This is a genomic window from Loktanella sp. SALINAS62 (assembly GCF_018263905.1).
In the GTDB taxonomy this organism is placed as follows: domain Bacteria; phylum Pseudomonadota; class Alphaproteobacteria; order Rhodobacterales; family Rhodobacteraceae; genus Loktanella.
Genome location: NZ_JAAFZU010000023.1, coordinates 217,236 through 243,262 on the forward strand (window position 1 = coordinate 217,236; position 26,027 = coordinate 243,262).

Annotated in this window: 30 protein-coding genes and 2 tRNA genes; 21 read left to right on the top strand and 11 right to left on the bottom strand. The window is 58.9% G+C overall.

Going from position 1 to position 26,027, the window contains the following annotated elements:
- The first annotated feature begins 181 nt into the window (after positions 1 to 181).
- The 8 genes from leuC to GZH79_RS19215 all read left to right on the top strand — a co-directional run bounded on the left by leuC (position 182) and on the right by GZH79_RS19215 (position 7,090).
- The gene (leuC, locus tag GZH79_RS08585; protein WP_211643369.1) at positions 182 to 1,585 is read left to right on the top strand and encodes a 3-isopropylmalate dehydratase large subunit; all 1,404 of its coding nucleotides are present in this window, start codon (positions 182 to 184) and stop codon (positions 1,583 to 1,585) included.
- Positions 1,585 to 2,190, top strand: a complete 606-nt coding sequence (gene leuD, locus GZH79_RS08590) for a 3-isopropylmalate dehydratase small subunit (protein WP_211643370.1) — start codon at positions 1,585 to 1,587, stop codon at positions 2,188 to 2,190. The genes leuC and leuD overlap by 1 nt, the downstream gene beginning before the upstream one ends.
- 295 nt (positions 2,191 to 2,485) lie before the next feature.
- On the top strand, positions 2,486 to 3,325 hold the full coding sequence (locus GZH79_RS08595) for a hypothetical protein (RefSeq protein WP_249219044.1): 840 nt from the start codon (positions 2,486 to 2,488) through the stop codon (positions 3,323 to 3,325).
- A gap of 86 nt (positions 3,326 to 3,411) precedes the next feature.
- Entirely contained in the window at positions 3,412 to 4,341 is a 930-nt protein-coding gene (locus GZH79_RS08600; protein ID WP_249219063.1) for an endonuclease/exonuclease/phosphatase family protein, read from the top strand.
- 63 nt (positions 4,342 to 4,404) lie between these two features.
- Entirely contained in the window at positions 4,405 to 5,511 is a 1,107-nt protein-coding gene (gene leuB, locus GZH79_RS08605; RefSeq protein ID WP_211643372.1) for a 3-isopropylmalate dehydrogenase, read from the top strand.
- A gap of 180 nt (positions 5,512 to 5,691) precedes the next feature.
- A complete protein-coding gene (locus GZH79_RS08610; protein ID WP_211643373.1) occupies positions 5,692 to 6,750 on the top strand; it encodes a DMT family transporter in 1,059 nt (352 codons plus the stop codon).
- Between the two features lie 42 nt (positions 6,751 to 6,792).
- Positions 6,793 to 6,869 (top strand) — tRNA-Pro (locus GZH79_RS08615).
- An 86-nt stretch (positions 6,870 to 6,955) separates the two neighbouring features.
- Entirely contained in the window at positions 6,956 to 7,090 is a 135-nt protein-coding gene (locus GZH79_RS19215) for a hypothetical protein (protein ID WP_283094792.1), read from the top strand.
- Between the two features lie 53 nt (positions 7,091 to 7,143).
- Here the strand turns inward: GZH79_RS19215 and GZH79_RS08620 are convergent, their stop codons facing one another.
- A complete protein-coding gene (locus GZH79_RS08620) occupies positions 7,144 to 7,440 on the bottom strand; it encodes a DUF1244 domain-containing protein (protein WP_211643374.1) in 297 nt (98 codons plus the stop codon).
- Between the two features lie 14 nt (positions 7,441 to 7,454).
- Positions 7,455 to 8,192, bottom strand: a complete 738-nt coding sequence (locus GZH79_RS08625; protein ID WP_211643375.1) for an N-formylglutamate amidohydrolase — start codon at positions 8,190 to 8,192, stop codon at positions 7,455 to 7,457.
- 126 nt (positions 8,193 to 8,318) lie between these two features.
- On the opposite strand from GZH79_RS08625, the gene pyk reads away from it, so the two are divergent.
- The 6 genes from pyk to GZH79_RS08655 all read left to right on the top strand — a co-directional run bounded on the left by pyk (position 8,319) and on the right by GZH79_RS08655 (position 12,462).
- The gene (gene pyk / locus GZH79_RS08630; protein ID WP_211643376.1) at positions 8,319 to 9,764 is read left to right on the top strand and encodes a pyruvate kinase; all 1,446 of its coding nucleotides are present in this window, start codon (positions 8,319 to 8,321) and stop codon (positions 9,762 to 9,764) included.
- Between the two features lie 35 nt (positions 9,765 to 9,799).
- Complete coding sequence (locus tag GZH79_RS08635) at positions 9,800 to 10,024, top strand: hypothetical protein (protein WP_211643377.1); 225 nt, start codon at positions 9,800 to 9,802, stop codon at positions 10,022 to 10,024.
- A 109-nt stretch (positions 10,025 to 10,133) separates the two neighbouring features.
- Positions 10,134 to 10,334 carry a 50S ribosomal protein L35 gene (rpmI, locus tag GZH79_RS08640; protein ID WP_129762355.1) on the top strand — a complete coding sequence of 67 codons (201 nt, stop codon included), beginning with the start codon at positions 10,134 to 10,136 and terminating at the stop codon, positions 10,332 to 10,334.
- A gap of 15 nt (positions 10,335 to 10,349) precedes the next feature.
- Positions 10,350 to 10,712: a 50S ribosomal protein L20 gene (gene rplT / locus GZH79_RS08645; RefSeq protein WP_211643378.1), complete on the top strand. Its 363-nt coding sequence runs from the start codon at positions 10,350 to 10,352 to the stop codon at positions 10,710 to 10,712.
- A 210-nt stretch (positions 10,713 to 10,922) separates the two neighbouring features.
- A complete protein-coding gene (pheS, locus tag GZH79_RS08650; RefSeq protein ID WP_211643379.1) occupies positions 10,923 to 11,996 on the top strand; it encodes a phenylalanine--tRNA ligase subunit alpha in 1,074 nt (357 codons plus the stop codon).
- 22 nt (positions 11,997 to 12,018) lie between these two features.
- Positions 12,019 to 12,462, top strand: coding sequence for an ASCH domain-containing protein (locus tag GZH79_RS08655; protein WP_211643380.1), 444 nt, complete (start codon positions 12,019 to 12,021; stop codon positions 12,460 to 12,462).
- 3 nt (positions 12,463 to 12,465) lie between these two features.
- Here GZH79_RS08655 and GZH79_RS08660 read toward each other — a convergent pair whose 3' ends face one another.
- Together GZH79_RS08660 and GZH79_RS08665 are read right to left on the bottom strand one after the other, a co-directional pair.
- The gene (locus GZH79_RS08660; RefSeq protein WP_211643381.1) at positions 12,466 to 13,110 is read right to left on the bottom strand and encodes a hypothetical protein; all 645 of its coding nucleotides are present in this window, start codon (positions 13,108 to 13,110) and stop codon (positions 12,466 to 12,468) included.
- A gap of 123 nt (positions 13,111 to 13,233) precedes the next feature.
- Positions 13,234 to 13,482 (bottom strand): ATP-grasp fold amidoligase family protein, encoded by a 249-nt coding sequence (locus tag GZH79_RS08665; RefSeq protein ID WP_249219064.1) that lies wholly within the window; start codon positions 13,480 to 13,482, stop codon positions 13,234 to 13,236.
- Positions 13,483 to 13,757: 275 nt separating this feature from the next.
- Here GZH79_RS08665 and GZH79_RS08670 point away from each other — a divergent pair, with 275 nt between their 5' ends.
- The 4 genes from GZH79_RS08670 (at position 13,758) to GZH79_RS08685 (ending at position 17,580) form a co-directional block, all read left to right on the top strand.
- On the top strand, positions 13,758 to 15,467 hold the full coding sequence (locus GZH79_RS08670) for an ATP-binding protein (RefSeq protein ID WP_249219045.1): 1,710 nt from the start codon (positions 13,758 to 13,760) through the stop codon (positions 15,465 to 15,467).
- A gap of 288 nt (positions 15,468 to 15,755) precedes the next feature.
- Complete coding sequence (locus GZH79_RS08675) at positions 15,756 to 16,688, top strand: response regulator (protein WP_211643384.1); 933 nt, start codon at positions 15,756 to 15,758, stop codon at positions 16,686 to 16,688.
- Positions 16,689 to 16,809: 121 nt separating this feature from the next.
- Positions 16,810 to 16,998, top strand: coding sequence for a hypothetical protein (locus tag GZH79_RS08680; RefSeq protein WP_211643385.1), 189 nt, complete (start codon positions 16,810 to 16,812; stop codon positions 16,996 to 16,998).
- A 117-nt stretch (positions 16,999 to 17,115) separates the two neighbouring features.
- Positions 17,116 to 17,580, top strand: a complete 465-nt coding sequence (locus GZH79_RS08685; RefSeq protein WP_211643386.1) for a DUF3429 domain-containing protein — start codon at positions 17,116 to 17,118, stop codon at positions 17,578 to 17,580.
- A gap of 58 nt (positions 17,581 to 17,638) precedes the next feature.
- On the opposite strand, the gene GZH79_RS19320 is transcribed toward GZH79_RS08685, so the two are convergent.
- The 5 genes from GZH79_RS19320 to GZH79_RS08705 form a co-directional block, all read right to left on the bottom strand.
- Positions 17,639 to 17,794 (bottom strand): DUF6538 domain-containing protein, encoded by a 156-nt coding sequence (locus GZH79_RS19320; RefSeq protein WP_349291177.1) that lies wholly within the window; start codon positions 17,792 to 17,794, stop codon positions 17,639 to 17,641.
- 60 nt (positions 17,795 to 17,854) lie between these two features.
- A tRNA-Thr gene (locus tag GZH79_RS08690) sits at positions 17,855 to 17,930 on the bottom strand.
- A gap of 43 nt (positions 17,931 to 17,973) precedes the next feature.
- On the bottom strand, positions 17,974 to 19,440 hold the full coding sequence (locus tag GZH79_RS08695) for a heme biosynthesis HemY N-terminal domain-containing protein (RefSeq protein WP_211643387.1): 1,467 nt from the start codon (positions 19,438 to 19,440) through the stop codon (positions 17,974 to 17,976).
- A 10-nt stretch (positions 19,441 to 19,450) separates the two neighbouring features.
- Entirely contained in the window at positions 19,451 to 20,377 is a 927-nt protein-coding gene (locus GZH79_RS08700) for a hypothetical protein (protein ID WP_211643388.1), read from the bottom strand.
- Positions 20,378 to 20,662: 285 nt separating this feature from the next.
- Positions 20,663 to 21,367, bottom strand: a complete 705-nt coding sequence (locus GZH79_RS08705) for a uroporphyrinogen-III synthase (RefSeq protein WP_211643389.1) — start codon at positions 21,365 to 21,367, stop codon at positions 20,663 to 20,665.
- A 68-nt stretch (positions 21,368 to 21,435) separates the two neighbouring features.
- Here GZH79_RS08705 and tsaD point away from each other — a divergent pair, with 68 nt between their 5' ends.
- Genes tsaD through GZH79_RS08720 form a run of 3 tightly spaced genes read left to right on the top strand, consistent with a single transcriptional unit; the run spans position 21,436 to position 23,898 of the window.
- Positions 21,436 to 22,530 carry a tRNA (adenosine(37)-N6)-threonylcarbamoyltransferase complex transferase subunit TsaD gene (gene tsaD / locus GZH79_RS08710; protein ID WP_211643390.1) on the top strand — a complete coding sequence of 365 codons (1,095 nt, stop codon included), beginning with the start codon at positions 21,436 to 21,438 and terminating at the stop codon, positions 22,528 to 22,530.
- Complete coding sequence (locus GZH79_RS08715; RefSeq protein ID WP_211643391.1) at positions 22,527 to 23,474, top strand: NAD(P)H-dependent glycerol-3-phosphate dehydrogenase; 948 nt, start codon at positions 22,527 to 22,529, stop codon at positions 23,472 to 23,474. Before tsaD ends, GZH79_RS08715 begins: the two co-directional genes overlap by 4 nt.
- Position 23,475: 1 nt before the next feature.
- A complete protein-coding gene (locus tag GZH79_RS08720; protein WP_211643392.1) occupies positions 23,476 to 23,898 on the top strand; it encodes an EVE domain-containing protein in 423 nt (140 codons plus the stop codon).
- Positions 23,899 to 24,024: 126 nt separating this feature from the next.
- Here the strand turns inward: GZH79_RS08720 and GZH79_RS08725 are convergent, their stop codons facing one another.
- Positions 24,025 to 24,366, bottom strand: a complete 342-nt coding sequence (locus GZH79_RS08725) for a DUF2853 family protein (RefSeq protein ID WP_211643393.1) — start codon at positions 24,364 to 24,366, stop codon at positions 24,025 to 24,027.
- Between the two features lie 163 nt (positions 24,367 to 24,529).
- Positions 24,530 to 25,918 (bottom strand): adenosylhomocysteinase, encoded by a 1,389-nt coding sequence (gene ahcY / locus GZH79_RS08730; protein ID WP_211643496.1) that lies wholly within the window; start codon positions 25,916 to 25,918, stop codon positions 24,530 to 24,532.
- Positions 25,919 to 26,027: the final 109 nt, after the last annotated feature.

The window sequence follows — 26,027 nt, forward strand, 5'->3', positions numbered from 1 at the left end:
AAAGCGGGGCGGGGTATATCCCGCCCTGCATGAAACGGTTTTTCGACATGGATGATCGCGCACGGCTGCCTTGGCGGTTTTTTGGCGCGACACGGACAATTCTCGCGCATCTATGATGCGTGCGGCGTCCTTGTGCGCCATGCCATGACCCCACATCACTGACCAACACGGGAGTGGACCAATGTCCCCCAAGACCCTTTACGATAAAATCTGGGATGCGCACCTCGCGCACAAAGCCGAAGACGGCACCTGCCTTTTGTATATCGACCGTCACCTTGTTCACGAAGTGACGTCGCCGCAGGCGTTCGAAGGCCTGCGCATGACGAATCGCACGGTTCATGCCCCGGACAAGACGATTGCAGTGCCGGATCACAACGTCCCCACCACGCTGGACCGCGCCAACGCCCAGTCGATGACCGAAGACAGCCGCATTCAGGTCGAAGCGCTGGACAAGAACGCCAAGGATTTCGGTATCCACTATTACCCGGTGTCCGACGTGCGGCAGGGCATCGTGCACATCGTCGGTCCGGAACAGGGCTGGACCCTGCCGGGCATGACGGTCGTCTGCGGTGACAGCCACACCGCAACGCATGGCGCATTCGGCGCGCTGGCCCACGGCATCGGCACGTCAGAGGTCGAACACGTGCTGGCCACCCAGACGCTGATCCAGAAGAAATCGAAAAACATGAAGGTCGAAATCACCGGCAAACTGCGCCCCGGTGTGACCGCAAAGGACATCACCATGTCCGTGATCGGCGTGACAGGCACCGCTGGCGGCACCGGCTATGTCATTGAATACTGCGGCGAGGCGATCCGCGACCTGAGCATGGAAGGCCGCATGACGGTCTGCAACATGGCAATCGAAGGCGGTGCACGCGCTGGACTGATCGCGCCCGATGAAAAGACGTTCGCCTATTGCAACGGTCGCCCGCACGCCCCCAAGGGCGCCCAGTGGGAAGCCGCATTGGAATGGTGGAAAACGCTGTATTCCGACGACGATGCGCAATGGGACAAGGTCGTAACGCTCAAAGGCGAAGACATTGCGCCATCGGTCACGTGGGGCACATCGCCCGAAGACGTGCTGCCGATCACGGCCACCGTGCCGGCAGCGTCCGATTTCACGGGCGGCAAGGTCGGTGCCGCACAGCGGTCGCTGGATTACATGGGCCTGACGCCCGGCACCCCGCTGTCCGAAATCGAGATCGACACCGTTTTCATCGGGTCTTGCACCAACGGCCGGATCGAAGATTTGCGCGCTGCCGCTGAAATCCTGAAGGGCAAGAAGATCGCCGTGAAACGTGCGATGGTCGTGCCCGGCTCGGGCCTTGTCCGCGCGCAGGCCGAAGAAGAAGGGCTTGCCGATATCTTCAAGGACGCCGGTTTCGAATGGCGTCTGGCAGGCTGTTCCATGTGCCTTGCGATGAACCCTGACCAACTGTCGCCCGGCGAACGCTGTGCCGCCACATCCAACCGCAACTTTGAAGGCCGTCAGGGCCGCGGCGGACGCACGCACCTGATGTCGCCGCAAATGGCCGCCGCCGCCGCAATCACCGGACGGCTGACCGACGTAAGGGAGATGATGTAATGGAAAAGTTCGACAAACTCAGCGGTGTTGCTGCGCCAATGCCACTGGTGAACATCGATACAGACATGATCATCCCCAAACAGTTCCTGAAGACCATCAAGCGGTCTGGACTGGGCGTGAACCTGTTCGACGAAATGCGCTATGACGACAACGGCGACGAAATCCCCGATTTTGTGCTGAACAAACCGCAATATCGCAACGCCGAAATTCTGGTGGCGGGCGATAACTTTGGTTGCGGGTCGTCGCGCGAACATGCGCCTTGGGCGATCAAGGATTTCGGTATCCGCTGCGTGATCGCACCAAGCTATGCCGATATCTTTTACAGCAATTGTTTCAAAAACGGCATCCTGCCGGTGGTCCTGCCACAGGAACAGGTCGATGTGCTGATGGCGGACGCTGAAAAGGGGTCGAACGCCCGGATCGAAATTGATCTGGAAACCCAGACCATCACGTCTTCTGATGGTCAGGTCTTCACGTTTGAGGTCGACAGCTTCAAAAAGCATTGCCTGATGAATGGTCTGGATGACATCGGACTGACGCTGGAAAAATCGGCATCGATCGAAGCGTTCGAGGCGCAGGCCGCCACATCTCGGCCTTGGGTCTAAACAAAGTTTAAGTAAATTCAAATTTTTCCTATGGGGCCAGTATTTGCTGGCCCCATTATCTTGTAGGCAAACGCAACGTTGACGCCCCAGCGCCCCAAAAGGGTTGCAAAGCCGCACCACCCGCGCCGCAAAACAGCCCTGTCTTTTATACAGACATAACAGAAACTTGTGCGGACCGGGTGAGAAAGGCAAGATTATGGCAGTACCGAGGCAGCCCGCCACAATAGCGGGATCGTTTGACGGAACAAAGGGTCGGCATCGTATCGCCCCTGGCCGCAAGAAGGATATGCAGGTTTTGAACACGACTTTGCTAAAGGCATTGGCGCGCGCGTTATGCGTAGTGGTGTTGATTGCGACACCTACATTGTTCCTGCCGATTCAACCCAATGGCAATTCCGCCGTTGTGGCACTTGTGGCCGTCTTTGCCGCGCTTTTCACAATCGTTGAATACAGTGTGGCCAGTCCCAGCTTCATCGAATTTCGCAGTGCCCCCCCGTTCAATCGGCTGCGCTTTGCCGCACTGTTTTTTACGGTTCTCACACTCTCTTTGATTCTGCGCGGTGGCGACAACCCCAGTACAATGACGCTTTTGCTGCAGGGGATTGGCCGACAGATCGGCGACGCGCTGGACGTTCCGTTTTCGCCGGTTCGGCTTGTCCAGCTGATGATGTCTGAAAATACGCCAGCGTCAGTTCTGGAAACCCTGCGTGTCGCGGCTGGGCTTGCCTATCTGGTGTCGCTGATTTCCATTGCCGCGTTCATCATGATGCTGCGCGTGAAACGCTGGCCCCGCCGATCCGAAAGCTTCAATGTCTGGATCAATCTGCCGATGTTCGATCCCACCGCAGGGGGCGACGTGGTCCAGCGCCTGCACAGGGACAGCCAGATTAACCTGATCTTAGGATTCCTGCTGCCATTCCTGATCCCGGCGGTTGGCAAGCTGATTTCGATCTATGCGACACCGATTGCTCTTAACGATCCACAGACCCTGATCTGGATGGTAGCAGCATGGGCCTTTTTGCCAGCAAGTCTTTTGATGCGCGGCATCGCGCTGTCGCGGGTGGCGCAGATGATCCACAACCAGCGCAAACGCGCCTACGCCGAAGCGGCCGCTGGCGGGCTGCTGCCAGTCTGATCCTGACGCTATCGGCCACGGCTGCGGCGTCGGAAACGATCCGTGTCGCGACCTTTGCCGCACCGCTGGGCCGTGATGGGCCGGGCATGCTGCTGCGCGATCTGGGGCGCGACGATCCACAAATCGACGCTGTGCAGATCATCGTTGCGAATGCAGCCCCCGATATCCTGCTGCTGACAGCCGTGGATTACGATGTGGACGGGCTGACGCTGGCGGCCTTGGCTGACCTTTTGGGATATCCGCACCACTATGCAGGTGCGCCGAACAGCGGTTTACCGACCGGTCTGGACCTGAATGCCAATGGGCGGCTGGGGGAACCACGCGACGCTCAGGGATACGGGCGGTTTTTTGGTGCGGGCGGATTGGCTGTGTTATCCCGTTTCCCGATCTTGGCAGATCAGAAACGCGACCTGACCACGATGCTTTGGCATGATCTACCGGGCGCTGTTCCGCCTGACGGGCCAACCGGGTCATCCGAGATCATGAACGTGCAGCGGCTGTCGTCGACAGCGCATTGGGTTCTGCCCATCGACGCCCCGGGTGGGCAGGTCACGCTGATGGCCTTTTCGTCTACGCCACCGGTTTTCGATGGGCCAGAGGATCGCAATGGCCTGCGAAACCGTGACGAGTTACGTCTTTGGACCCATGTGCTGGATCAGGATCAGCCACCGATGTTCGTCATTTTGGGGAATGCCAATCTTGATCCTGCTGACGGTGACGGATTGCGCGATGCGATGACGGATTTTCTGGCCGATCCCCGCATCATCGATCCTTTACCACGCAGTGCTGGCGGGGTCGAAGCCGCTGACGCCAATCATGTGGGTGATCCCGCACTGGACACCGCCGATTGGACTGATGGCACGCCCGGCAACCTGCGCGTGTCATATGTGCTGCCATCTGCGGATTGGCGCATCGACGACGCCGGCGTCGTCTGGCCGCCGTCGGATGACCCTGTGGCGCGCATTGTGGCAGATGCGGGTCCGCACCGTTTGGTCTGGGTCGATATCTCACGCTGACTTGATCCCGGCGGCCCTTGGGTTTACGCCACGCGCGAACCTTTCCACACAAGGACCGCTGACATGTCGAACCCCTCACTGTTGATTCTGGCCGGCGACGGCATCGGCCCCGAAGTCATGGCCGAGGTTAAACGCGTCATCGACTGGTATGGCACCAAACGCGACATGGTGTTTGACGTGTCCGAAGATCTGGTCGGCGGCTGCGCATATGACAAGCACGGCACGCCACTGCACGACGACACGATGGCCAAGGCGCAAGAGGTCGACGCCGTTCTGCTGGGTGCCGTTGGCGGTCCGCAATATGACGATCTTGATTTCAGCCTGAAGCCGGAACGCGGTCTGCTGCGCCTGCGCAAGGAAATGGACCTGTTCAGCAACCTGCGCCCCGCCCAGTGTTTTGATGCATTGGCGGATTTTTCGTCGCTGAAACGCGATGTCGTGGCTGGTCTGGATATCATGATCGTGCGCGAACTGACGTCCGGCGTCTATTTCGGTGAACCGCGCGGCATCCATACCGAAGGCAACGAACGCGTCGGCATCAACACCCAGCGTTATACGGAATCCGAAATCGCCCGTGTCGCCCGGTCCGCATTCGAACTGGCCCGCCGTCGCAGCAACAAGGTCTGTTCGATGGAAAAGGCCAATGTGATGGAATCCGGCGTGCTGTGGCGTCAGGTCGTCACCGAAGTGCACCAGAAAGAATATCAGGACGTCGAACTAAGCCACATGTACGCCGACGCAGGTGCGATGCAGCTTTGCCGCTGGCCCAAACAGTTCGATGTGATCGTGACCGACAACCTGTTCGGTGATCTTTTGTCCGACGCGGCGGCCATGCTGACCGGATCGCTGGGCATGTTGCCAAGTGCATCGCTGGGCCTGCCGATGGCCAATGGCCGTCCAAAGGCGTTGTACGAACCGGTGCACGGATCCGCGCCCGACATTGCAGGTCAAGGCAAGGCCAACCCGATTGCCTGTATCCTTAGCTTTGCGATGGCGCTGCGCTATTCCTTCGACGCCGGGTCAGAGGCAGATCGCCTTGAACAGGCGGTGGAACGCGTGCTGGCCGACGGTGCCCGCACCGCCGATCTGCTGGGCCCAGAAGACGGCACACCGATCAGCACCACAGTCATGGGCGACCGGATTCTGGCCGCGCTCGACGCAAGCCTGTAACGATACTGCAAAGCCCAAGACTGCCGCATTGCCGGGGGTCTTGGGCGAAACACGACCTGCGACCCTGCAGGCGGAATGTGGGACGCGGTTTGCTGCCGTTCATTGGCCGCGACGGCTTGACGCTCGGCGCAAGTGCGACCATCCGTCAGATACACTTCGATTTTATGCAGGACACTGACCATGTCATCCAACGCCCGGGGCGCATTGCTGGCCGTCATGGCTTACGCCATCTTTTCCACACACGACGTTTTCATCAAGGTGCTTGGGGCCAGCTATTCACCGGTCCAGATCGTCTTTTTCTCTGTCTTGCTGTCGTTCCCGCTGGCGACGTTCCAGTTGATGCGCGACGCGAACCCCGGCACGCTGGTCCCGCGCCATCCCTACTGGATGGCGGTGCGGACGGTCGCGGCGGTGTCGACCGGTTTTTGCGTGTTCTACGCGTTTTCCGTCCTGCCGCTGGCGCAGGTCTATGCGATCCTGTTCGCAACCCCGCTGCTGATCACCATCCTTGCTATTCCCATTCTGGGCGAACAGGTCCGCCTACGGCGCTGGATGGCTGTTTTGGTCGGTCTGGCGGGCGTCATGGTCGTGCTGCGCCCCGGCAGCACAGCGTTGGAACTGGGTCACGCCGCCGCCCTGATCGGGGCATTTGGTGCAGCACTGACCGGGCTGATTGTCCGCAAGATCGGGGCCGATGAACGCCCCGTGGTGTTGATGCTGTATCCGATGGCGGGCAACTTCATTGTGATGGGGGCGGCGCTGGGTTTCGTCTATGAACCCATGCCGGTCGAACACATGGGCATGTTGTTCGTGATTTCAGCCTTTGCCTTTGCGGCCGGTCTGCTGATCATCGGCGCATATAAGGCTGGCGAAGCGGTCATCGTCGCCCCCATGCAATACAGCCAGATCATCTGGGCCACATTGTTTGGCGCGCTGTTCTTTGACGAGGTGCCGGACGGGACGACCATTCTGGGCGCTGCCATCATCATCGCCAGCGGGCTTTACATCGTTCTGCGCGAAAGCCGATCCGACACCAGCGGCACGCCGAACCTGCGGATGCGGTTGCGGTTCGAAACGGGGACGTTTCTGCGGCCCCGCCCGCGTGAAATCGCACCCGAGATACCAGCGCAGCGCAAGACCCCGACAAACGCACCGTCCGTGCAGCCCCGCCCGCATCTGCGCGGCGTCCCCGGTCGGGTTCCCCCCGTGGCAGAGCCGCGCCGGAAGGACACCGATTAGTCTTGTCAAATTGGCACGGCGGGTTTACGACGCCGCCACGGTCGGGCTGTAGCGCAGCCTGGTAGCGCACCTGCTTCGGGAGCAGGGGGTCGGAGGTTCGAATCCTCTCAGCCCGACCAGATATCCAAAATCACGAAAGCCCTGTATCGGTGCGGAACATTTCCGGGGCCGTCGCGTTGTCTTTTCAAGCGAAAAGGAGAGTCCAATGAGCGGCACGAATGACAACATGACGGGTGACGGCAAGGCCGTCGAAGCCACCAAGCGTCAAAAGGAACGTCCCGAAGAAGCCCAGCACCACGAGCTGAAGGACGAAGACGGCACGCCAAAATCCGAAGACTGACCACTTTCCACAGATGAACAAAGGGCGGCCCCGGTGGCCGCCCTTTTTGATGTTCAGTGCTTGTGACTGTCTGCGAAAGCCGCCTTTGCTTCTGGCGTGGCATCCGTCTGATGCTTTGCTTTCCATTCGTCGAACGGCATTTTATAGAACGCGGCGCGTCCTTCGTCCTTGGTCATCGCAATGCCCCGTTCGTTCGCTGCTTCCTGATACCAGCGCGACAGGCAATTCCGACAGAACCCGGCAAGGTTCATCATGTCGATGTTTTGCGCATCGGGCCTATCGTCCATCAGGTGCTGTTGCAGGCGGCGAAATGCGGCGGCTTCGATTTCAGTACGGGTGGCGTCGTCCATGATCCTGTCTCCTGTCAAAGGCCGCTGTTGGCCAATACTTGTTCCAAGATGGGGGCAAGACGCCCCGCCCACAACGCCTGACCATCCGGCGTGTCGATCAGATCGTGCCGCACCTCGATCAGGATGTTGGGGATACCGCGTTGTATCGCGTGGCGATCAACGCTGTCGCCGGGCAAGTTGCCGGTATAGGGCTGGTTATCGCCCGTGACCCAGCCCGCCGCACGGCAAGCCTGCACCAACGGCACAGCCAAGCGTGCATCCTGACCATAAAGAATCGCGACTTCCCATGGACGCGCCTCTCGTCCGGTCAGTTTGGGCGTAAAGCTGTGGATCGCACAGTAAACCGGATCAGGGCGCTGATCGACAAGATCGGCAATGGCACTGTGATAGGGACGGTGAAGCCGTTCCAGCCGCTGTGTCAGTTCGGCGGCATCCGCCGCACGGTTCGCCGGGATCACGGTGCCATCGTATAGCCGCATCAACAGCGTCGGGTCCTGTTCGCCCCGGTTCGGGTCGATCACCAGCCGCGAAAACCGTGATGAAATCATCGGACTGTCCAGTGCCGCCGCAATGTGGCGCGACAAACCTTCTGCCCCGATGTCGTATGCGATGTGGCGATTCATGTCCGCCGTGGGCAAGCCAAGATCACCACCGCTGACCCATGCAGGCACAAGATTGGTGGCGTGATCGCAAGTTATGATCCAACGGCCAGGGCGGTCGGCACCGTCTATTTGATAGGCATCATGTGTCATGGGAACCGTCATTTTTACGTCACCCCACCTAGTATAGTTGTGGCAGGAAGTGAATTGCGTAATAAGCGCAACGAAACCGGCGTTACCGCTAACGACCATTGTCACCCCGGTGAAAGGATCGAACGAATGAAACGCAACCGCCATGTAAAGATCGTTGCAACCCTTGGACCTGCGTCCGACGATTACGAGATGATCCGTAAGCTGCATGAAGCCGGCGCCGACGTGTTTCGCCTGAACATGTCCCACGGCAGCCACGACGAAATCCGCGTGCGCCACGCAACCATTCGGCAGATCGAAAAGGATATGGGTTCACCCATCGGAATCCTTGCCGACCTTCAGGGACCGAAGCTGCGTGTCGGCACCTTCAAGAACGGCGAAGAAGAGCTGGAAGTCGGTGCCAGCTTCCGTCTGGACCTGAACGACGAAGAAGGCGACGCAACCCGTGTGAAATTGCCCCACAAGGAAATCTTTGACGCGCTGGAACCCGGCAGCCACCTGCTGGTGAACGACGGCAAGATCAAGCTGCGGGTCAAGGATTGCGGCCGCGACTTTGCCGACACCGAAGTCATCGTCGGCGGCACCATTTCCAACCGCAAGGGTGTGAACGTGCCCGACGTGGTGCTGCCACTGGCCGCGCTGTCGGACAAGGATCGCAAGGATCTGGAATTCGTCTGCGAACTGGGCATCGACTGGCTGGCGCTGTCATTCGTGCAGCGTCCATCCGATGTCGAAGAAGCGCGCGTCCTGTGCAACGGTCGCGCGAACATCCTGTCGAAGATCGAAAAACCCTCTGCGGTCAAGAATTTCGACGACATCCTTGCCGTCAGCGATGGAATCATGGTTGCCCGTGGTGATCTGGGCGTCGAATTGCCCGTGCAGAATGTGCCCCCGATTCAGAAACAGCTTGTCCGTAAATGCCGTGCCGCAGCCAAACCGGTGATTGTAGCGACACAGATGCTGGAATCGATGATCGATTCGCCGATGCCCACCCGGGCAGAGGTGTCCGACGTTGCCACCGCCATCTACGAAGGCGCTGACGCGATCATGCTGTCCGCCGAATCCGCCGCCGGATCGTTCCCGATCGAGGCCGTCACCACGATGGATAACGTCGCGGTCGAAGTCGAAGCAGACCCGACCTATACAGAAATCATCGAAAGCAGCCGCAAGACATCGGGCCGATCTGTCGCTGACGGGATCGTCGCAGCTGCCCGTGAAATCGCGGAAAAATCGGACATCAAGGCGATCTGCTGCTTTTCGCAAACCGGCAGCACCGCCGCATTGGTTGCGCGGGAACGTCCCCGGGTGCCGATTCTGGCGCTGACGAACCACATCCGCACCGCTCGCCAGTTGTGTTTGACATGGGGAACGAACTGCGTGCTGACCGGCCCGGTTGATCGGTTCAAGGACGCCGTGATCGAAGCGGTCCGCACGTCGTTGAAAGAAGGGATGGCAACCGAAGACGACATGATCGTCATTACCGCAGGTGTCCCGTTCAATACGCCGGGTTCCACAAACATCTTGCGCGTCGCGCCCTGTCAGGAAAGATTGATTCACAGCGCCGATAGGGAATAGAGTTACAGCATTGCCATAATTAGTCAGGATGCGCGATGGATACGGATCTGATCTTTGTCGTGGGTGTCCTGTTCGGATTATTGGCAATTCCCGCCATTATCAGTGCTTTTGTCGATGGCCGCGTCCCACGCGCGCCCGCGCTGATCGTCATGCTGGCGGCGCTGATGGTGGGCTATGCGGTTCAGTCCCGTCCGGCGGCCTATACGTTTGATACGGCGCCGGATGTTCTGATGCGTGTTTTGGTCGGCTTCGGTCTGTAATCTTGCTTGCCAATCCAGATGGTCCGGCCTAAAAGGCCCGCTCTAACCGCGCGTCCGGCCGATATGGCATGCCGAGTCGTGCGTCCAACCACCCTTAGAGGAGATGGAAATGCCGAAGATGAAGACGAAATCGAGCTGCAAAAAGCGGTTCAAGATCACGGCCTCTGGCCGGATCAAGGCAGGTCAGGCTGGCAAGCGCCACGGCATGATCAAGCGCCACAAAAAGTTCATCCGTGATGCACGCGGCACCACGGTCCTCGCCAAGGCTGATGAACAGATCATCAAGCCGATGATGCCCTACGCACGCTAATCAGGAGGACCACTCATGCGCGTTAAATCCGGACCCGTCACCCACCGTCGCCACAAAAAAGTCCTTGATAAAGCAAAGGGCTATTACGACCGCCGTTCCAAGACCTTTAAGGTCGCAACGCAGGCCGTCGACAAGGCGCAGCAGTATGCAACCCGCGACCGTCACAACCGCAAGCGCAATTTCCGCAGCCTGTGGATTCAGCGTATCAACGCTGGTGTGCGCGCGATCGACGAACAGTTGACATATTCGCGGTTCATCAATGGCCTGTCGCTGGCCGGCATCGAAGTCGACCGCAAGGTTCTGGCTGATCTGGCCGTGAACGAACCGCAGGCTTTCGAAGCCATCGTCAACAAGGCAAAGGATGCTCTTGCTGCTTAAGCAAAGCGTGTCACGAATAAGATAAAAGCCGCCCCATGACAGGGCGGCTTTTTCCGTTACTGACCCTCGCTTCAACCTCGCACAGCACGGGGGCGACGGTCGCCCACTGTATCCATAACCCCCGCCACGATGCCGCCGCGGTCACGTCCCACTGTCTTGCTTCACACGGCAGCAGGATATAGCACAGGCGCGACACCGGAAGGACCGAACATGACCGATCTCAAGTCGAAATATCTTGACCTGATTTCCGGCGCTCAGGACGAGGCAGCGGTCGAAACGCTGCGTGTGCAGGCGCTTGGCAAAAAGGGCGAAATCAGCCTTCAGATGCGCGAACTGGGCAAGATGACGCCAGAAGAACGCCAGACCGCTGGCCCCGCCCTGAACGCGCTAAAGGACGAAATCAACAGCGCCCTCGCCGCGAAAAAGGCGGCACTGGGCGATGCGGCCCTTGATGCGCGCCTGCGTACCGAATGGCTGGACGTCACGCTGCCGACACGCCCCCAGCGCACGGGCACCATCCACCCGATCAGCCAGGTCACGGAAGAGGTCACAGCGATTTTTGCCGACATGGGTTTTGCGGTGGCCGAAGGCCCACAGATCGAGTCCGACTGGTATAATTTCGACGCGCTGAACATCCCCGGCCACCACCCCGCACGGGCCGAAATGGATACGTTTTACATGGCCCGCGCCGATGGCGACGACCGCCCGCCCGCCGTGCTGCGCACGCACACCAGCCCCGTCCAGATCCGCAGCATGGAAGCGTCGGGTGCCCCCACGCGCATCATCTGCCCCGGTCGCGTCTATCGCGCCGATTATGACCAGACGCATACGCCCATGTTCCACCAGATCGAAGGTCTGGCCATCGACCGCGATATTTCCATGGCCAACCTGAAATGGGTGCTGGAAGAATTCGTCAAATCGTATTTCGAGGTCGACAACGTCGACATCCGGTTCCGCGCCTCGCATTTCCCGTTCACCGAACCCTCGGCAGAGGTCGACATCCGCTGTTCATGGGAAGGCGGCACGCTCAAGGTCGGCGAAGGCGATGACTGGCTGGAAATCCTTGGCTCTGGCATGGTCCACCCAAAGGTGCTGCAAGCCGCTGGCGTCGATCCGACCCAGTGGCAGGGGTTTGCATTCGGCATGGGTATCGACCGCATTGCGATGCTGAAATACGGCATCCCCGACCTGCGCGCCTTCTTTGACAGCGACCTGCGCTGGCTGCGCCACTACGGTTTTTCCGCGCTCGACGTGCCGACGCTAAGGGGCGGGTTGAGCCGCTAGGCCGACCCCGGAGGTTTCCGATATGACAGACAAAGACGACTACGATGCCATCGTGGACCTGAACGATACCTACCCCGGCGCGGGGACGTTTCGTTTTGGTAACTCAAAGGCAGAATGCCAGCAGCAGATCGACCTTGTCCGACGGGGCGAAAAATCAGCCAACTGCGCGCCCTACCGCGACCTAAAGGACGACCCCGATGCCATGCCCGTCGTGGGCCGTTGCGATATCGCGGCGAACTGGGGCGGGTCGCCCGCGCTGGTCGTGCGGACCACGCGTGTGGAACACGTCCGGTTCTGCGACGTGACCGAGGAGATGGCAGAAGCCGAAAGCAGCAGCTACACCCTGCAGGGCTGGCGGACGCAGAAAGAACATTATTTCAAGCGCAACGGTGGCTGGTCCGACGACATGCCGCTGGTGTTCGAATTCTTCGAACTGGTCGAGGATCTGGACGGGCGCAGCCTGTAGCGGCTACTGGCGCACCATCGACACATCGAACCCGCCCGCGCTGACGGTGACACGCGCCAGCGCGCCCCCGGCATACGCCAACTGCATGTTCAACGATTTGAAATTGAACGGCGACAAATGCCCTTTGCCCGCTGTGACGCGGTAGTCCATTGTGCAGACCGTTACGCCGTCGACCACGGCAGACGACGCGGTCGCAATCGAAACGACACGCCGCCCGTCATACATCGTCATCGCGCCGGGACAGCCGCCCGTGCGTTCCAAACGCGAAAACAGTTCGGATGGGAACAGCACGCCCGCAGGCACAGCTTCAGGTTTGCTAAGGTCGGTTGCATCGTTGGCGGGAACAACGGTGACGTCGACCGCACGACCATCTTGCCGGATCACCGAAATGTCGCGCGTCTTGCCGCCCCGGTTGATCCCCAGAAACTGGTCCGCCAGCGTGCCATCGGGCAATTCCACAGGATTCACTGACGCCTGAAACGTCCCGTCCGCGACACCCAGCGGTGTGTTGTCCAGTGTCGACGTCAGCGCGTCGCCATTGGTGACTAGTGTCCCGATCTGGCGACTGCCCAGCATCATCGCGTAATTGTCCGCTATGACCGGCTGTGCCGCCATCAGCGCGACGACAGAAAGAACGAATTTCAGCATGGAATCCTCGACCGGTTAGATTTCCGCAGACATAGGACGGATTCCCACCGATATGCGATAGCAGACACAAACGACCAGCGGATTTCCGGCAATCGGTTGGCTTGCGGGATACCCCGTCCCGGGTCAGGGCGCGTGTTGCTCCGTGGCTTCAAAATCATCCACATTGGCCTTTGGCAACACGAACAGGTCCCCCAGTTTGTAGTCCCATTCCACAGGGTCAAACCGTCCCGCCCCGCTTGCCGTGTAAAAAGTCAGCTCTTCAACATACAGCTTGCGCCCAACGGTGATCAGATCCACTCGTACGTGTGGAAACGGCTTTGAAAGGCGCCTCGCCAAATCCATAATCTCATCAAAGTTCTCAGGTCTTATCATTGCTAGCAATAAACCTCCTCGAAAAGCGACGAGCCGACTTTCAGAACTGGGCGAGGATGTGAGCGAAGCAGCAGAGTCAATACAGTGCCGCTTCAGTCGGCTTAAAAACGGCAACGACGATCTTGTCCAATCTTGGCCACAATCAATAATTAACCACGCTCATATCTTCGTGATCGGTGGGTGCTGGCGTGCTATCAGTCAGTGACGTCGCAAACTTTGTCGAAGACGGTTGTATGAGTAGGGGTCAGTTCAGCGTGTCGTCGCAACAGAAAAACTTGTCGCTGCAGATTACCGGCTCCTTGCTCTTTGTCTTTGTTGCGGGCTTTCTGAACCTTATCATCGTCGGAAATAACGCCATAAGAATGGCTGACGAAGCCGCTTTTTCCAGAGAGGAGCGTGCCGCAACGCGCAGCCTGTCAAGCGTCATTGCTTCGATTCCTGAACAACAGCGAAGCGCGACCTTCTGGGATGACGCGATTGAAAACATTCAAAACTTTGACGAGGAGTGGATGGACGAAAACCTTGGAAGCTGGATGCAGGAATATTTTGGGCATCACGAAAACTACGTCCTGAATGAAGTTGGTGACCCTATATTCGTTTCTGTGCTGGGGGACATCAGATCAGTTGATACCTATTCCACGCGTGCCAGCGCTGTCGCACCGCTTGTGGCAGAACTTCAAAAAATTGTGGCTGACATCAGCTTGGGTCAAAGCAATCCCAATGAGGCATTGACCGAAGCTGAGATCGTAAAGCCGCTTCGGATTGATGACAAAGTTGCAATCGTCAGTATTGTGCCTGTCATTTCTGATTCAGGCGAAATCATTCAGGTGCCGGGTACAGAAAATCTGCACGTCGCAATGCGGTTTCTCGACGACGCACTTGCAAGCTCGATTGGCGCGGCAACGGAACTTGCAGACGTTTCCTTTACAACGTCTGAACCAAGCGGAGTGCAGGCAGGGGTGCCGGTATCTGGGCCTAGGGGCCAAGTTCTGTCCTGGCTCTCCTGGACACCAGAGCGGCCGGGTACGGACCTTTTCTTGAAGATGTTGCCAGTGCTGTTGGTCGTCGGCGCATTGGGCTTAGCCCTGTTTTTCTGGATCGTCCGCCGATTGGTGCAGCTCTCGCGCAAGTTACAGGCCAGTGAAGCGCAGGCCCTCATGGATGTCGAGACGCTCGTACAGGCAAGGAAAGCAGCTGACGCCGGAAACCGCGCAAAGGTAAACTTTATGAGCATCGTCAGCCATGAACTCAGGACGCCTTTGACCGTCATTCTGGGCTACGCCCGGCTTGGAAAAAACCTGCAAAAGATGCCTGCTGCAAAACGGCTGGAAAGCCTGCTGCTTGAGCAAGAGATCAATCGTGAGCTTGTCCAAAGCCAGATCGAAGAATTGCTTCGTTCTGCCAACACCGGAATGGCCAAAGTCGAAAAGTCAGGCGAGCATCTGTTGTTCCTCGTCAACGAGTTGCTCGATTATGCCAAAATGGAAACGGGCCGGCTCGAAGTTGCGCCAGAGATCTGCAATGTGCAGGACGTCCTTCAGCCCGTCATGGAACAAATGAAAGTACTGACGGACCAGAAGGGTCTGACGCTTGAGACAGAGATCCCGTCGTGCCTAATGTTGGCAGATATTAACAGAACGCGTCAGATCATAATAAACCTGATGGGAAATGCGATCAAGTTCACCGATGCAGGCAAAGTGTCTGTTTCAGTGAGCCAATCACAGGATAAGGTCCATATCGCGGTCGGCGATACAGGACCGGGTATCGCGCCAAGCGAACTTGAAAATATATTCGAAGCGTTTCATCAGGTTGACATATCGTCTTCCCGGACGGCACCAGGGACCGGGCTTGGCCTTTCGATCGCAAAAGAGCTTGCCCGGCTCGAATCCGGGGAAATTCATGTGCGCAGCAAGACGGGCGCGGGCAGTGTATTCACCTTGTCACTGCCAAAGGGCACATCTTCGAAGTTGGAAATTGCAGCTTGATGTAGATGCATTTGACGCAGCGATGGCCGCAGAATGACCGTAGCGGCCGGGCGCGGGGGGTGGATACCAGCAGCAAAACGGCTATCGTTGCGATCAGAGTCGGCCCTGCGAGCCATCAGTCGCGGTTCGTGACCAGGACGTAGACGCGTCAGCAGGCCTTCCTCAATATTGCCCAAATCCGGCCATGTTTTGCACATAGACTGCGATCTGGGCATAAGTGTTTAGAGTTGGGTGGAGGCTTCGATGTTTCGAAATGAAGTCAACGAGCGGTGCAGACGCGGTCACGAAATGAAGATTCTGATCGTCGATGACGAGCCTTTCACCGTCGAATTTCTAAGGATGGCACTCGAAGCTTTCGGTTTCACAAATCTGGAGTCGGCAAACAGCGCCAGCGAAGCGCTCGCCATCGTCAAAAAAGCCAACGATCCGTTCGATTGCTTTTTGCTTGATATTCAAATGCCGGACATGGACGGCATCGCGTTGTGCCAACAGCTTCGGACCGATCCAGCCTACAAGCGCGTCCCGATTGTGATGCTGACCGCGATGTCGGATCGAGCCCACATCGAACGATCATTTTCTGCCGGTGCGACCGATTACATCGTGAAACCTTTTCAGATCAATGACCTGATGAGCAGAATAGACTCTGCCGCACGTCTGAGCCGCCAGATCATATCCGCTGACCGGCTTGTACGTCAGATCGCTTCGGCATGTCAGGGTCAGGCAACGCCCTTGGGGTTAAAGTTTGAGGACGCCATCAGTTTCGACGGCACCCCTGGATACCTGGAGCAGCCGACATTCAGAAATTACATTGAACGGATGGAACGAAGCCAGTTTCGCTATGGCGGGGTCGCGTCGGTCAAGCTGCAGAACGCGTCGGACCTGTTCGACTGTTCGACACCCCAAAGTTTTCTCGGTCTCCTTGTCGAAATGAGCGATGTTCTTTCAATCGCGTTGAAATTCGAAGATTGCCACTTCACCTACGGCGGGTCCGGATGCTTTCTTGTCGTCAAACTTGCCCCCGACAAACCGAAGTTCCAAAACGAGGTCGAGTTTCTGGTCAAGAAAGAGCTTTCGCGCGCAGACCTGCGCTATCCAGAGAGCGACAATAACCCAGTCAACGTCTCTGTTGGCCGGGTTTTCCGCAACGCTTCGGGTGAATACGGCAGCATCGACGAAACCCTGGCACGCGCTCGAAAGCGGGTTCAAAGAATCTACGCTTAGGCAACTGTCCTCTCGCCTCGGGCCGTAGGCCGCTTTCACAATTACCAAGGTGACCGTGCGCGGGGCGGAACCTCCCTGCCGTCACATCGGTTTGGCTCGACATAGCGAAAGGGTAAAAACCATGTCTCCGCGTGTCATCCTATGGGGGTCAGTCGCCATTCTTTTGATTGGCACAGGCATCCTGACCCTCCCCCTGCGTGCCAACCTGGGTGACGAAGGCCTGCACTGGCTCGTCCCTTTGGCCTACTTTCTGATGCTGTTCGGGGCCATTGGCTTGGCCGTCGGATGGTTTCGCAAGAAGAATAACTGACACCTGCGCAACGGCCTTCGAGGCAACGGCATGCGTGACAGTCACTGATCAGCTTTTCGTGCTGCGGAGGACAAACGCTTGCGGCGCTCAGCGATCCTGCGACGGTTGATAGAAAGAATGAAGCAGATCAGACGCCATATCCAGCTGACTGAAACAGCGCGCATTCCGTGGGATGGTTTCATCCTTGGGTGGGCGGCGATGTTACCATTTGCGGTTCTCGCTGCGGGTATATGGTTGTTTGGCTTGGACCCTGAACCCGCTGCAGCGCTCGCGCAGCTTTGGGGCGGCGCATTATTGCTGTTTTTTTCAGGGGTGCGCCGGGGGTTGAGTTTCCGAACCAAAGGCGGACCTACGCTGCGACAGCTTGCTAGTTTTGCGTTGTTGTTCTGTGCCGGGCTGCTTGTCCTGATCTCGCCCCTTGGGATCGCACTCGGCATTTTAGCTGGTGCATTTGCTGCGCTTGCTTGGGAAGACGTGTCAGCAGCCTCACGCGCAGAAGTGCCGCTGTATTTCAGGAACCTCCGCCCGACCCAGATGCTGTTTGGAATTGTAACGGTCTTTCTTTGCTGGCTCGCGGCTTGAAACAAGATCACGTTTTAGGTTTTTGACCCGTCGCCAATCGCGCGAATGATCCGCGTACCTATCGCAATTCCCAACAGGTGGCCCACGTTGTTCGCAAGGAAGATGCAATCCAAGGAGAGGTATAGTGGCCACGTAGTTTTTTAGGGAAACTACGACTGACATAGAAAGTTCCACCTTTGACGAAGGCGAAACTGGAAAAAAAGATCTCCGACATGATCTACGGCTGCCAGGAATGGATAAAAGCTGGGGCGAAAACAAAGGCAGACGGAAGATTTGGTGCCGCATGAGGGATTCGAACCCCCGACCCCATCATTACGAATGATGTGCTCTACCGACTGAGCTAATGCGGCTTTCGGGATGCCAATTAGCACCCCGTTGGCGTTCGGGAAAGACCTATTTTTCGGTTGTGCGGTCGTCGGTCTTGCCTGGAATCGGGTCCAGCACGTCAGCGTCGGTCACCGTCATCGTATTCACGGGCGCGGGCTTTTGTCCGACAATCAGCGGCAGCATTTCGGTGCCCGTCGGCATGGCGACTTCACCGGCCGGGGGTCTCTTCCATGCCAACGTATCAAAGGCCGAACAGTTTTCGCAGACCGGCGACCAGTTCGCATGGATATGTTGGCAGTTTTCGCAGATCCACTGCGGCCCACGCGGCGCCGTCAGCGCGCGGGTCAACCAGCCACGCACAACAGCGTCGTCCGACCCTTCACCACGTTCAATGGCCGCCATCAGCGTCAGACTGCGACCCGTCGGATCATCAGTGACCAAATGGCCCAAGGCGCGTTTCGCTTCGGGAAAATTTTCGGCGGCGATGTGCAGTTCCGCCAGCAACATCCGGGTTTCGGGATGATCGGGATTTTGTTTTGTCAGGGTGCGGAATCGTTTCAAACGCGCTTCTGGCGTTTCCTTCGGTTCGATTTCGGCAAAGGCGGCGGCGATGTCAGGATGCGGTGTCACGCCCCACGTCTTTGACAGGATCTTGGACGCCTTGCGTTGTTCGCCTTTTTCGATGTGGGCACGTGCGGCCATGATGGCCGCGGGCACCAGATCGGGTGACAGCCGGTTTGCTTCTATCGCGGATTCGCGTGCTTTCATGTCCTGACCTTCGTCCATGACATCCTTGGCTTCGGACAGGGCCAGAACGGCATCGCGTCGCTTGTGGACGTCGCGCGGAAGGTTGCCAGATTTCAGTTTCGCGCCCAGCGTTTCGCGCGCGCCTGACCAGTCCGATTTCTCTGCCTGTAGCTTGAGCAAGGTATCCTGAACGCCTTCGTGCTGCGGCTTGATGTCGAACGCCTTGCGGGCAAGGCCCAGCGCCGTGTCGTTGTCACCCGCCCGCAACTTTTGCTGCATCAGGCCGTGCACCCCCACAAATCGGGTCGAATCCTTGGCCACCAAAGCGCGATAGCTTTCTTCGGCGGTGCGACTGTCCCCAGTCATTTCCGCAGCCTGCGCTTTCAGCAAGGTGGTCAGGTCCGGGCGATCAAGATATTTATCGGCGCGCTTTGCCTTGGTCATTGCCAGATGGCCCTCACCTCCGGCCATTGCAAACAGGCTGTCGGACAAGGCTTCGAAACCCTTGCGTTCGCGGTTGCGATCGAAATGGCGCGAAATAGCTGTCTGATCGCCGTTAAGGAAACGAAAGACTGCGTAAAGCAGCTTCAGCAATTTTAGACCGACCCAGACCAGCACGACCAAGAAGATCAAGGCGAATACCATTTGCAGCGCGCTCAATGCGATTTCGTAGCCGCCGATGGCAAGGATCGCACCGCCCTGCATGTCCATCAGTTGCACCGCGCCCCACGTCAAGGCCGTGACGATAGCGACAAAGACCGCGATCTTAAGAAGTGTCGAAATCATAGGTCAGCCCTCAATTTGCGGTCAGGTTGGTGTCAAGCTGGTTGACAGCTTCGACGGCAGCGGCGCGTTGGTCGGCCAGCGCGATCCAGTCGGACATGGCGGCGCGCGGCGCTTCGGAAAGTGTTTCCAGCTCTGCCAAGGCATCGTTCAGGCGCCCGTTGCGCAGCGCATCTTCGGCCCGGCTCAGGATGGCATCCGCAGAATTTCCCTCGCGGGGCGCAGTTGACCTGACGTTCATCTGGGTCCGCAGGAATGCACCCAGACCACCCGCATCATCGCCGTCTTCGCCAGACGTGCGCGCGGCATCCAGTGCCAGACGTGCTGCTTCGGGATATGCTTCGCGCAGTGATTCCATGGTCGGCACACCGTCCTGCGCAACGGCCGTCAGGGCATCCGGTATGGACGCGTCCAGCGCGTTTTGCAGATCGTTCAGCGCCGTGGTCATGGGCGCACCGCTTTCGATGGCACCCTGCACGCGGGCCAGCGCGGCCTTGGCCGTTTCTGTGCGTGCGCCTTCGATGGCATCGTTGCGGATGCTTTCCGCTTCGTCACGGATCGTATCCAGTTCCGCCTGCAATTCATCGCGCTGTGCTTGCAGTTCTGCGGTTTGATTCGCGATTTGCTGGCTTAGCACCTGCACCGCTTCGGCTTGCGCGTCTTCTCCGATGATCGGGGTTGCGGGATCGGTCACAGCGGTTGGCAGTTCGGAAAACTGTGTTTGCAAATCCGTCAATCCGCTTTGCAGATCGGCAATCGCTGTTTCCAGATTGCTGGTGTCTGCCGCAGGCATCGCGTCGATATCGGCGCGTATCTGATCCAGCTGCGTTTGCACATCGTCCGCTGCCACGTCGTTTTCTGCCGCGACCGTGTCAGCGGGAAACGTCGGACTAGCACTGATCTGCACCCATGCCAGACCATAACCAATCAGTCCGGCCACCAGACCCCCCATCGCCATGGGCAAAAACACAGGACGGCGCGGCGCGGCGGCTTGCTGTGACGGCTGGGTTTGTGCGGCCGCCGGCTGAGGTGCAGCAGGTGCCGGGGTGTTTGACAGGTCGTTTTTCTGCGCTGGAATCGTTGGGGGTGGCATTGTCGTTTTTGCCGATGTGGTATCTGGGGATGCCCCCTGCGTCGGTGTCTTCGCCACATCTAACCCTTTCTTGCTGCCATACGCCTGTCTTTCGCGCCAACTCTGCGACGTTAGCCTGCTCACTCGCCAGCCTCAAGCACTGCCGGGCTTTGGCCAGATTGCTGAAAATAGCTTCAACGTCGTCTCTAACATCCCATCTGCGCTGGGATGCGCTGCGGTCAAGGTTTGGGTTGGGTCAAATTTAGCAGCCGCCTGCGCCACGGCATCACTCATTGCGACGACGTATACCGGCGCGGTGCGATCCGGCAAATTCAGGATACCGGCGGATCGCGGCGAAAACAGGGGCGCGACAAGCGGCGCATCTGCGTGCGCGGCTGCCAATAACGCCTTTGGCGGGTGCAAGGCGATCTGACGGTAAACAACGACGGTATCGCAGGTCAGACCCGCATGCGTCAGCGTTTCGGCCACGGCCCCCCGCCTATGCGCGCCCGCCAGATGTACCAATCGGCCACCCGGACGATCCGCCAGGATCAGCGCCACAAGTGCCTGTGCATCACCATTGGCAACCATGGGCGCATAGCCCCGCGTCGCGGCCGCCTGCCCCGTCGCCTGACCGACGCACCACGCCACCCTGCCCATGCCAGCGGGCGCTAGCATCACCCCATTGACCGAGGTAAAGATCATGGCGTCCGCATCAGGAACGTCTGCACCCGTCGATACAACACGAAACGCAGGTGCCAGGATCACGCGCGGCGTCCAACCCAGTCCGGCAGTGACCGCCGCGGCAAATTCGGCCCCCTTTGGTGCGGGTCGGCTGATGATCAGAACAGGGGGCATGGCGCGCCGTTGTTGTTGAAGCTGCGGGCAAGTGTTACCTGCACCTTCAGTTAGCGCAACAGGCCCCCATGACCCGACCCCTGACCATCCTTGGTATCGAAAGCAGCTGTGACGACACCGCCGCAGCCGTCGTACGCGGCACGGAAGAGGCAGCACAGGTCCTGTCGTCGATCGTCTTTGCCCAAACCGATCTGCACGCGGATTTCGGCGGTGTCGTGCCGGAAATCGCCGCCCGCGCCCATGCGGAAAAGATCGACCACTGCGTCGAAGCGGCCCTGACGCAGGCCGGATTGACCCTGACCGATTGTGACGCCATCGCCGTGACCGCCGGTCCCGGCCTGATTGGCGGTGTGCTGTCGGGTGTCATGTGCGCCAAGGGTCTGGCCGCCGCGACCGGCCTGCCGCTGATCGGGGTCAACCATCTGGCCGGGCACGCATTGACGCCCCGACTGACCAATGCGGTGCCGTTTCCCTATCTGATGCTGCTTGTGTCCGGCGGGCATTGCCAGTTCCTGATTGCCCACGCCCGCGACCGGTTCGAACGGATCGGCGGCACCATCGACGACGCCCCCGGCGAAGCCTTTGACAAAACCGCCCGACTGCTGGCCCTGCAGCAACCGGGCGGGCCATCGGTGGAACGCGCCGCACACGCCGGTGATCCAAAACGATTCAAACTGCCCCGTCCGCTTTTGGACCGCGATGATTGCGATATGTCCTTTTCGGGGCTGAAAACCGCGCTGCTGCGCGCGCGTGACAGCGTCATTGGCCCGGAACAGACCCTGACACAGCGCGATCAGTCCGATCTGGCAGCAGGATTTCAGGCCGCTGTCACAGATGTTTTGACAGCCAAAACTGCCCGCGCGCTGGATCTGTATCTGCTGTTGCAACCGACCACACCGACACTGGCCGTTGCGGGTGGCGTCGCCGCAAACATGGCAATCCGCGGCGCTTTGACCGACCTGTGCGCACAGCGCGGAACGGCCTTTCTTGCCCCGCCCCTGCCGCTTTGCACGGACAACGCCGCGATGATCGCCTATGCTGGTCTGACGCGGTTCGCGGCGGGCGAACAGGACGACCTGACATTGACCGCCCGGCCGCGCTGGCCATTGGACGAAACCGCCCCCGCGATGCTGGGATCGGGGAAAAAGGGGGCCAAGGCATGATCGGTATCATGGGCGCGGGTGCATTTGGTACGGCACTGGCCATCGCGCTGGCGCAGGATGGCCGCGATGTGACTCTGTGGGCCCGCACAACGCAGGATTTGATCAGCACCCGCCGCAGCGCAAAGCTGGATGTCCCGATCCCCGACACGGTGCGGATCACCGACGACGTTGAACAGCTTGGTTCGGCTGAATGTGTTCTGATGGCCATTCCCGCACAGACCCTGCGTCCGTTGCTGCAAACCCATGCCACCGTGTTATGCCGGAAACGTATCGTCGCGTGTTGCAAGGGAATTGATCTGGAAACGCTGACCGGTCCGGTTGCGGGCATCCGCGCGACGCTGCCCGACGCCACCGCCGCGATCCTGACCGGGCCATCGTTTGCCGCCGATATTGCGCGGGGGCTTCCGACGGCACTGACGCTGGCCTGCGCTGACGGACAGGTGGGTGCAGCACTTCAATCCGTTTTATCGACCCGCACGCTGCGACTGTATCGCACAACTGACACAATCGGGGCGGAACTGGGCGGGGCGCTGAAAAATGTTATCGCCATCGCGTGCGGTGTTGCGATCGGTGCCGGGTTGGGCGACAGCGCCCGCGCGGCGCTGATGACACGCGGTTTTGCGGAAATGCAGCGGCTTGCTGCGATCCTTGGCGCTGATCCCCAAACGCTTAACGGGTTGTCCGGACTTGGCGATCTGGCGCTGACCTGCACATCGGACCTGTCGCGCAATTACCGGCACGGCATCGCACTTGGGTCAAAGACCAGTGTGACGGATGGCGTCACGGTCGAAGGCGCGGCCACATCTATCGCAGTCGCCAATCTGGGCCGCCTGCGCGCCGTCGATTTGCCGGTTTGCGCTGTAGTTGCTGACTTGTGCGCACAGAAAATCAGTGTCGAAGCTGCCTTGCAGACCCTACTTTCTCGCCCACTCAAAGAGGAATAACATGGCCCATTGGCTTTTCAAATCCGAACCCGATGTCTTTGGCTGGGACGATCTGGTCGCCAAAGGTGACGCTGGATCGGAATGGGACGGCGTCCGAAACTATCAGGCGCGCAATGCGATGCGCGACATGGTGATCGGTGACACCGGGTTTTTCTATCACTCGCGCAGCGGGCTGGAAATTGTCGGTATCGTCGAGGTCATTGCCACGGCGCATCCCGACAGCACCGCAACCGACGACCGCTGGGACTGCGTCGATGTCAGGGCGCTGCGCGCCCTGCCCCGCCCCGTCACGCTGGACGAGATAAAGGCAGACGTGCGGCTAGCCGATATGGCACTGGTCAAGAACCCGCGCCTATCCGTGCAGCCTGTAACCGATCTGGAATGGGCTTTGGTGCTGAAACTGGCGGAACAGCCCAGCACTTGATACACGCGTACGGTGTCGGCATCACCGATCAGACGCTGTTGGACCCGGAAAATACCGGGTCAGGGCTGCACCGTCACATCTGTAAGACCCGCTACGATAGCGGGCCTTTGCAATGGTGCGTGGCGATCAGGAATAAACGGATTCTTTGCCAAAGTGTTTTGTCAGCAAATAATAGATGACGGCCCGATATTTGTTGCGGTTCGATCGACCATAGGTTTCGATTGCCTTTTGGACGCCGCCCATCAATTCCGGCCCATCGGGCAGGCCAAGCTTCTTGCGCAGAAACCCATCGACGACCCTCTGCAGTTCTTCGGTGTCACTACTCGCCACGGTGCTGGCGTCGGCATTATAGATCGACGGACCGCAGCCGATGGTGACCTTTGTCAAAAGATCCATGTCCGGTTCCATGCCGCAATCGTTGCGCAGGTCTTCGGCGTATTTCTGAATCAGATCGTCGCGTTTGCCCATAGTCGTGTCCTTCCTTGTTCCCGGCCCTTGCCGACCGCGCGATCACGCTAACGTGTGGCTGACCCACGGGACAAGAAAAAAGAACCTATGACAAGTTTCTACGAAAAACGGCGCCATGACCGATGTGGTCACGGCGCCGTAAATTGCCATCAGGCTGGCTGGATCAGTAGCGATAATGTTCCGGCTTGAACGGGCCTTCGACGGTGACGCCGATGTAATCTGCCTGGTCCTTGCGCAGCTCTGTCAGTTTGACGCCGATCCGTTTCAGGTGCAGGCGCGCGACCTTTTCGTCCAGATGCTTGGGCAGAATGAAAACACCGGGCGCGTATTCGTCGCCCTTGGTCCACAATTCGATCTGCGCCAGAACCTGGTTGGTGAACGACGCGGACATCACGAACGACGGGTGGCCCGTTGCGTTGCCAAGGTTCAGCAAACGACCTTCGGACAGCAGGATCAGACGATTGCCGGACGGCATCTCGATCATGTCGACCTGTTCTTTAATGTTTGTCCATTTGTGGTTCTTCAGCGCGGCGACCTGAATTTCGTTGTCGAAATGGCCGATATTGCCAACGATGGCCATGTCTTTCATTTCGCGCATGTGTTCGATCCGGATCACATCGCGGTTGCCGGTGGTGGTGATAAAGATGTCAGCGCTGTCCAGCACGTCTTCCAGCAGGACAACCTCAAAACCGTCCATCGCGGCTTGCAGCGCGCAGATCGGGTCGACTTCGGTGACTTTCACGCGGGCACCTGCACCGCTCAGCGATGCGGCAGAGCCTTTGCCGACATCGCCGTAACCGCAGACGACGGCGACCTTGCCGGCCATCATGGTATCTGTGGCGCGGCGGATGCCATCAACTAGCGATTCCTTGCAGCCATATTTGTTATCGAATTTCGACTTTGTGACGCTGTCGTTCACGTTGATCGCAGGGAATGGCAGTTGGCCGTTCTTGTGCAGATCATACAGGCGATGCACGCCCGTGGTGGTTTCTTCGGACACGCCCTTGATCGCGGCCTTCACCTTGGTGAACCAGCCGGGGGACGCTTCCATCCGCTTCTTGATCTGCGCCTTGATGACTTCTTCTTCTTCGGACTGCGGTACGGGGATGATGTCTTCGCCCGCTTCGGCGCGCGCGCCCAGCAGCACATACAGCGTCGCATCGCCGCCGTCGTCCAGGATCATGTTCGCGCCTTCGGGGAACATGAACGACTTATCCAGATAATCCCAATGCTCTTCCAGGCTTTGACCCTTGATCGCAAAAACGGGAATGCCCGCTTCGGCAATCGCGGCAGCGGCGTGGTCTTGCGTCGAAAAGATGTTGCAGGACGCCCAGCGCACATCGGCACCCAGTTTGACCAGCGTTTCGATCAGCACGGCGGTCTGGATCGTCATGTGCAGCGAACCGACAATGCGCGCACCCTTCAGGGGCTGGGATGCGCCGTATTCTTCGCGCAGCGCCATCAGCCCCGGCATTTCGGTTTCCGCGATATCCAATTCCTTGCGGCCATAAGCGGCAAGTGAAATATCTTTGACGGTATAGTCCTGGGTCATCCGACGCTCCACGGGATCATTCATTTGATGCTGTCCTTAGCACCGGCACCGCCATCGCACAACGCGCAGCTCGAACCACAGGGAACCGGACCCGTGGGGTGCGGCGTTG

Coding starts and splice junctions, on each gene's coding strand:
- GZH79_RS08715 (WP_211643391.1), top strand. CDS start 22,527: ATGATCGGTATCATGGGCGCGGGTGCATTTGGTACGGCACTGGCCATC.
- GZH79_RS19215 (WP_283094792.1), top strand. CDS start 6,956: ATGAGCGGCACGAATGACAACATGACGGGTGACGGCAAGGCCGTCGAA.
- GZH79_RS08600 (WP_249219063.1), top strand. CDS start 3,412: ATGCTGCTGCGCGATCTGGGGCGCGACGATCCACAAATCGACGCTGTG.
- leuC (WP_211643369.1), top strand. CDS start 182: ATGTCCCCCAAGACCCTTTACGATAAAATCTGGGATGCGCACCTCGCG.
- GZH79_RS08680 (WP_211643385.1), top strand. CDS start 16,810: ATGTCTCCGCGTGTCATCCTATGGGGGTCAGTCGCCATTCTTTTGATT.
- rplT (WP_211643378.1), top strand. CDS start 10,350: ATGCGCGTTAAATCCGGACCCGTCACCCACCGTCGCCACAAAAAAGTC.
- GZH79_RS08695 (WP_211643387.1), bottom strand. CDS start 19,440: ATGATTTCGACACTTCTTAAGATCGCGGTCTTTGTCGCTATCGTCACG.
- GZH79_RS19320 (WP_349291177.1), bottom strand. CDS start 17,794: ATGTCGGAGATCTTTTTTTCCAGTTTCGCCTTCGTCAAAGGTGGAACT.
- GZH79_RS08725 (WP_211643393.1), bottom strand. CDS start 24,366: ATGGGCAAACGCGACGATCTGATTCAGAAATACGCCGAAGACCTGCGC.
- GZH79_RS08635 (WP_211643377.1), top strand. CDS start 9,800: ATGGATACGGATCTGATCTTTGTCGTGGGTGTCCTGTTCGGATTATTG.
- leuB (WP_211643372.1), top strand. CDS start 4,405: ATGTCGAACCCCTCACTGTTGATTCTGGCCGGCGACGGCATCGGCCCC.
- GZH79_RS08655 (WP_211643380.1), top strand. CDS start 12,019: ATGACAGACAAAGACGACTACGATGCCATCGTGGACCTGAACGATACC.
- GZH79_RS08705 (WP_211643389.1), bottom strand. CDS start 21,367: ATGCCCCCTGTTCTGATCATCAGCCGACCCGCACCAAAGGGGGCCGAA.
- GZH79_RS08665 (WP_249219064.1), bottom strand. CDS start 13,482: ATGATAAGACCTGAGAACTTTGATGAGATTATGGATTTGGCGAGGCGC.
- pyk (WP_211643376.1), top strand. CDS start 8,319: ATGAAACGCAACCGCCATGTAAAGATCGTTGCAACCCTTGGACCTGCG.
- GZH79_RS08660 (WP_211643381.1), bottom strand. CDS start 13,110: ATGCTGAAATTCGTTCTTTCTGTCGTCGCGCTGATGGCGGCACAGCCG.
- rpmI (WP_129762355.1), top strand. CDS start 10,134: ATGCCGAAGATGAAGACGAAATCGAGCTGCAAAAAGCGGTTCAAGATC.
- GZH79_RS08610 (WP_211643373.1), top strand. CDS start 5,692: ATGTCATCCAACGCCCGGGGCGCATTGCTGGCCGTCATGGCTTACGCC.
- ahcY (WP_211643496.1), bottom strand. CDS start 25,918: ATGACCCAGGACTATACCGTCAAAGATATTTCACTTGCCGCTTATGGC.
- leuD (WP_211643370.1), top strand. CDS start 1,585: ATGGAAAAGTTCGACAAACTCAGCGGTGTTGCTGCGCCAATGCCACTG.
- GZH79_RS08720 (WP_211643392.1), top strand. CDS start 23,476: ATGGCCCATTGGCTTTTCAAATCCGAACCCGATGTCTTTGGCTGGGAC.
- tsaD (WP_211643390.1), top strand. CDS start 21,436: ATGACCCGACCCCTGACCATCCTTGGTATCGAAAGCAGCTGTGACGAC.
- pheS (WP_211643379.1), top strand. CDS start 10,923: ATGACCGATCTCAAGTCGAAATATCTTGACCTGATTTCCGGCGCTCAG.
- GZH79_RS08625 (WP_211643375.1), bottom strand. CDS start 8,192: ATGACACATGATGCCTATCAAATAGACGGTGCCGACCGCCCTGGCCGT.
- GZH79_RS08685 (WP_211643386.1), top strand. CDS start 17,116: ATGAAGCAGATCAGACGCCATATCCAGCTGACTGAAACAGCGCGCATT.
- GZH79_RS08620 (WP_211643374.1), bottom strand. CDS start 7,440: ATGGACGACGCCACCCGTACTGAAATCGAAGCCGCCGCATTTCGCCGC.
- GZH79_RS08675 (WP_211643384.1), top strand. CDS start 15,756: ATGAAGATTCTGATCGTCGATGACGAGCCTTTCACCGTCGAATTTCTA.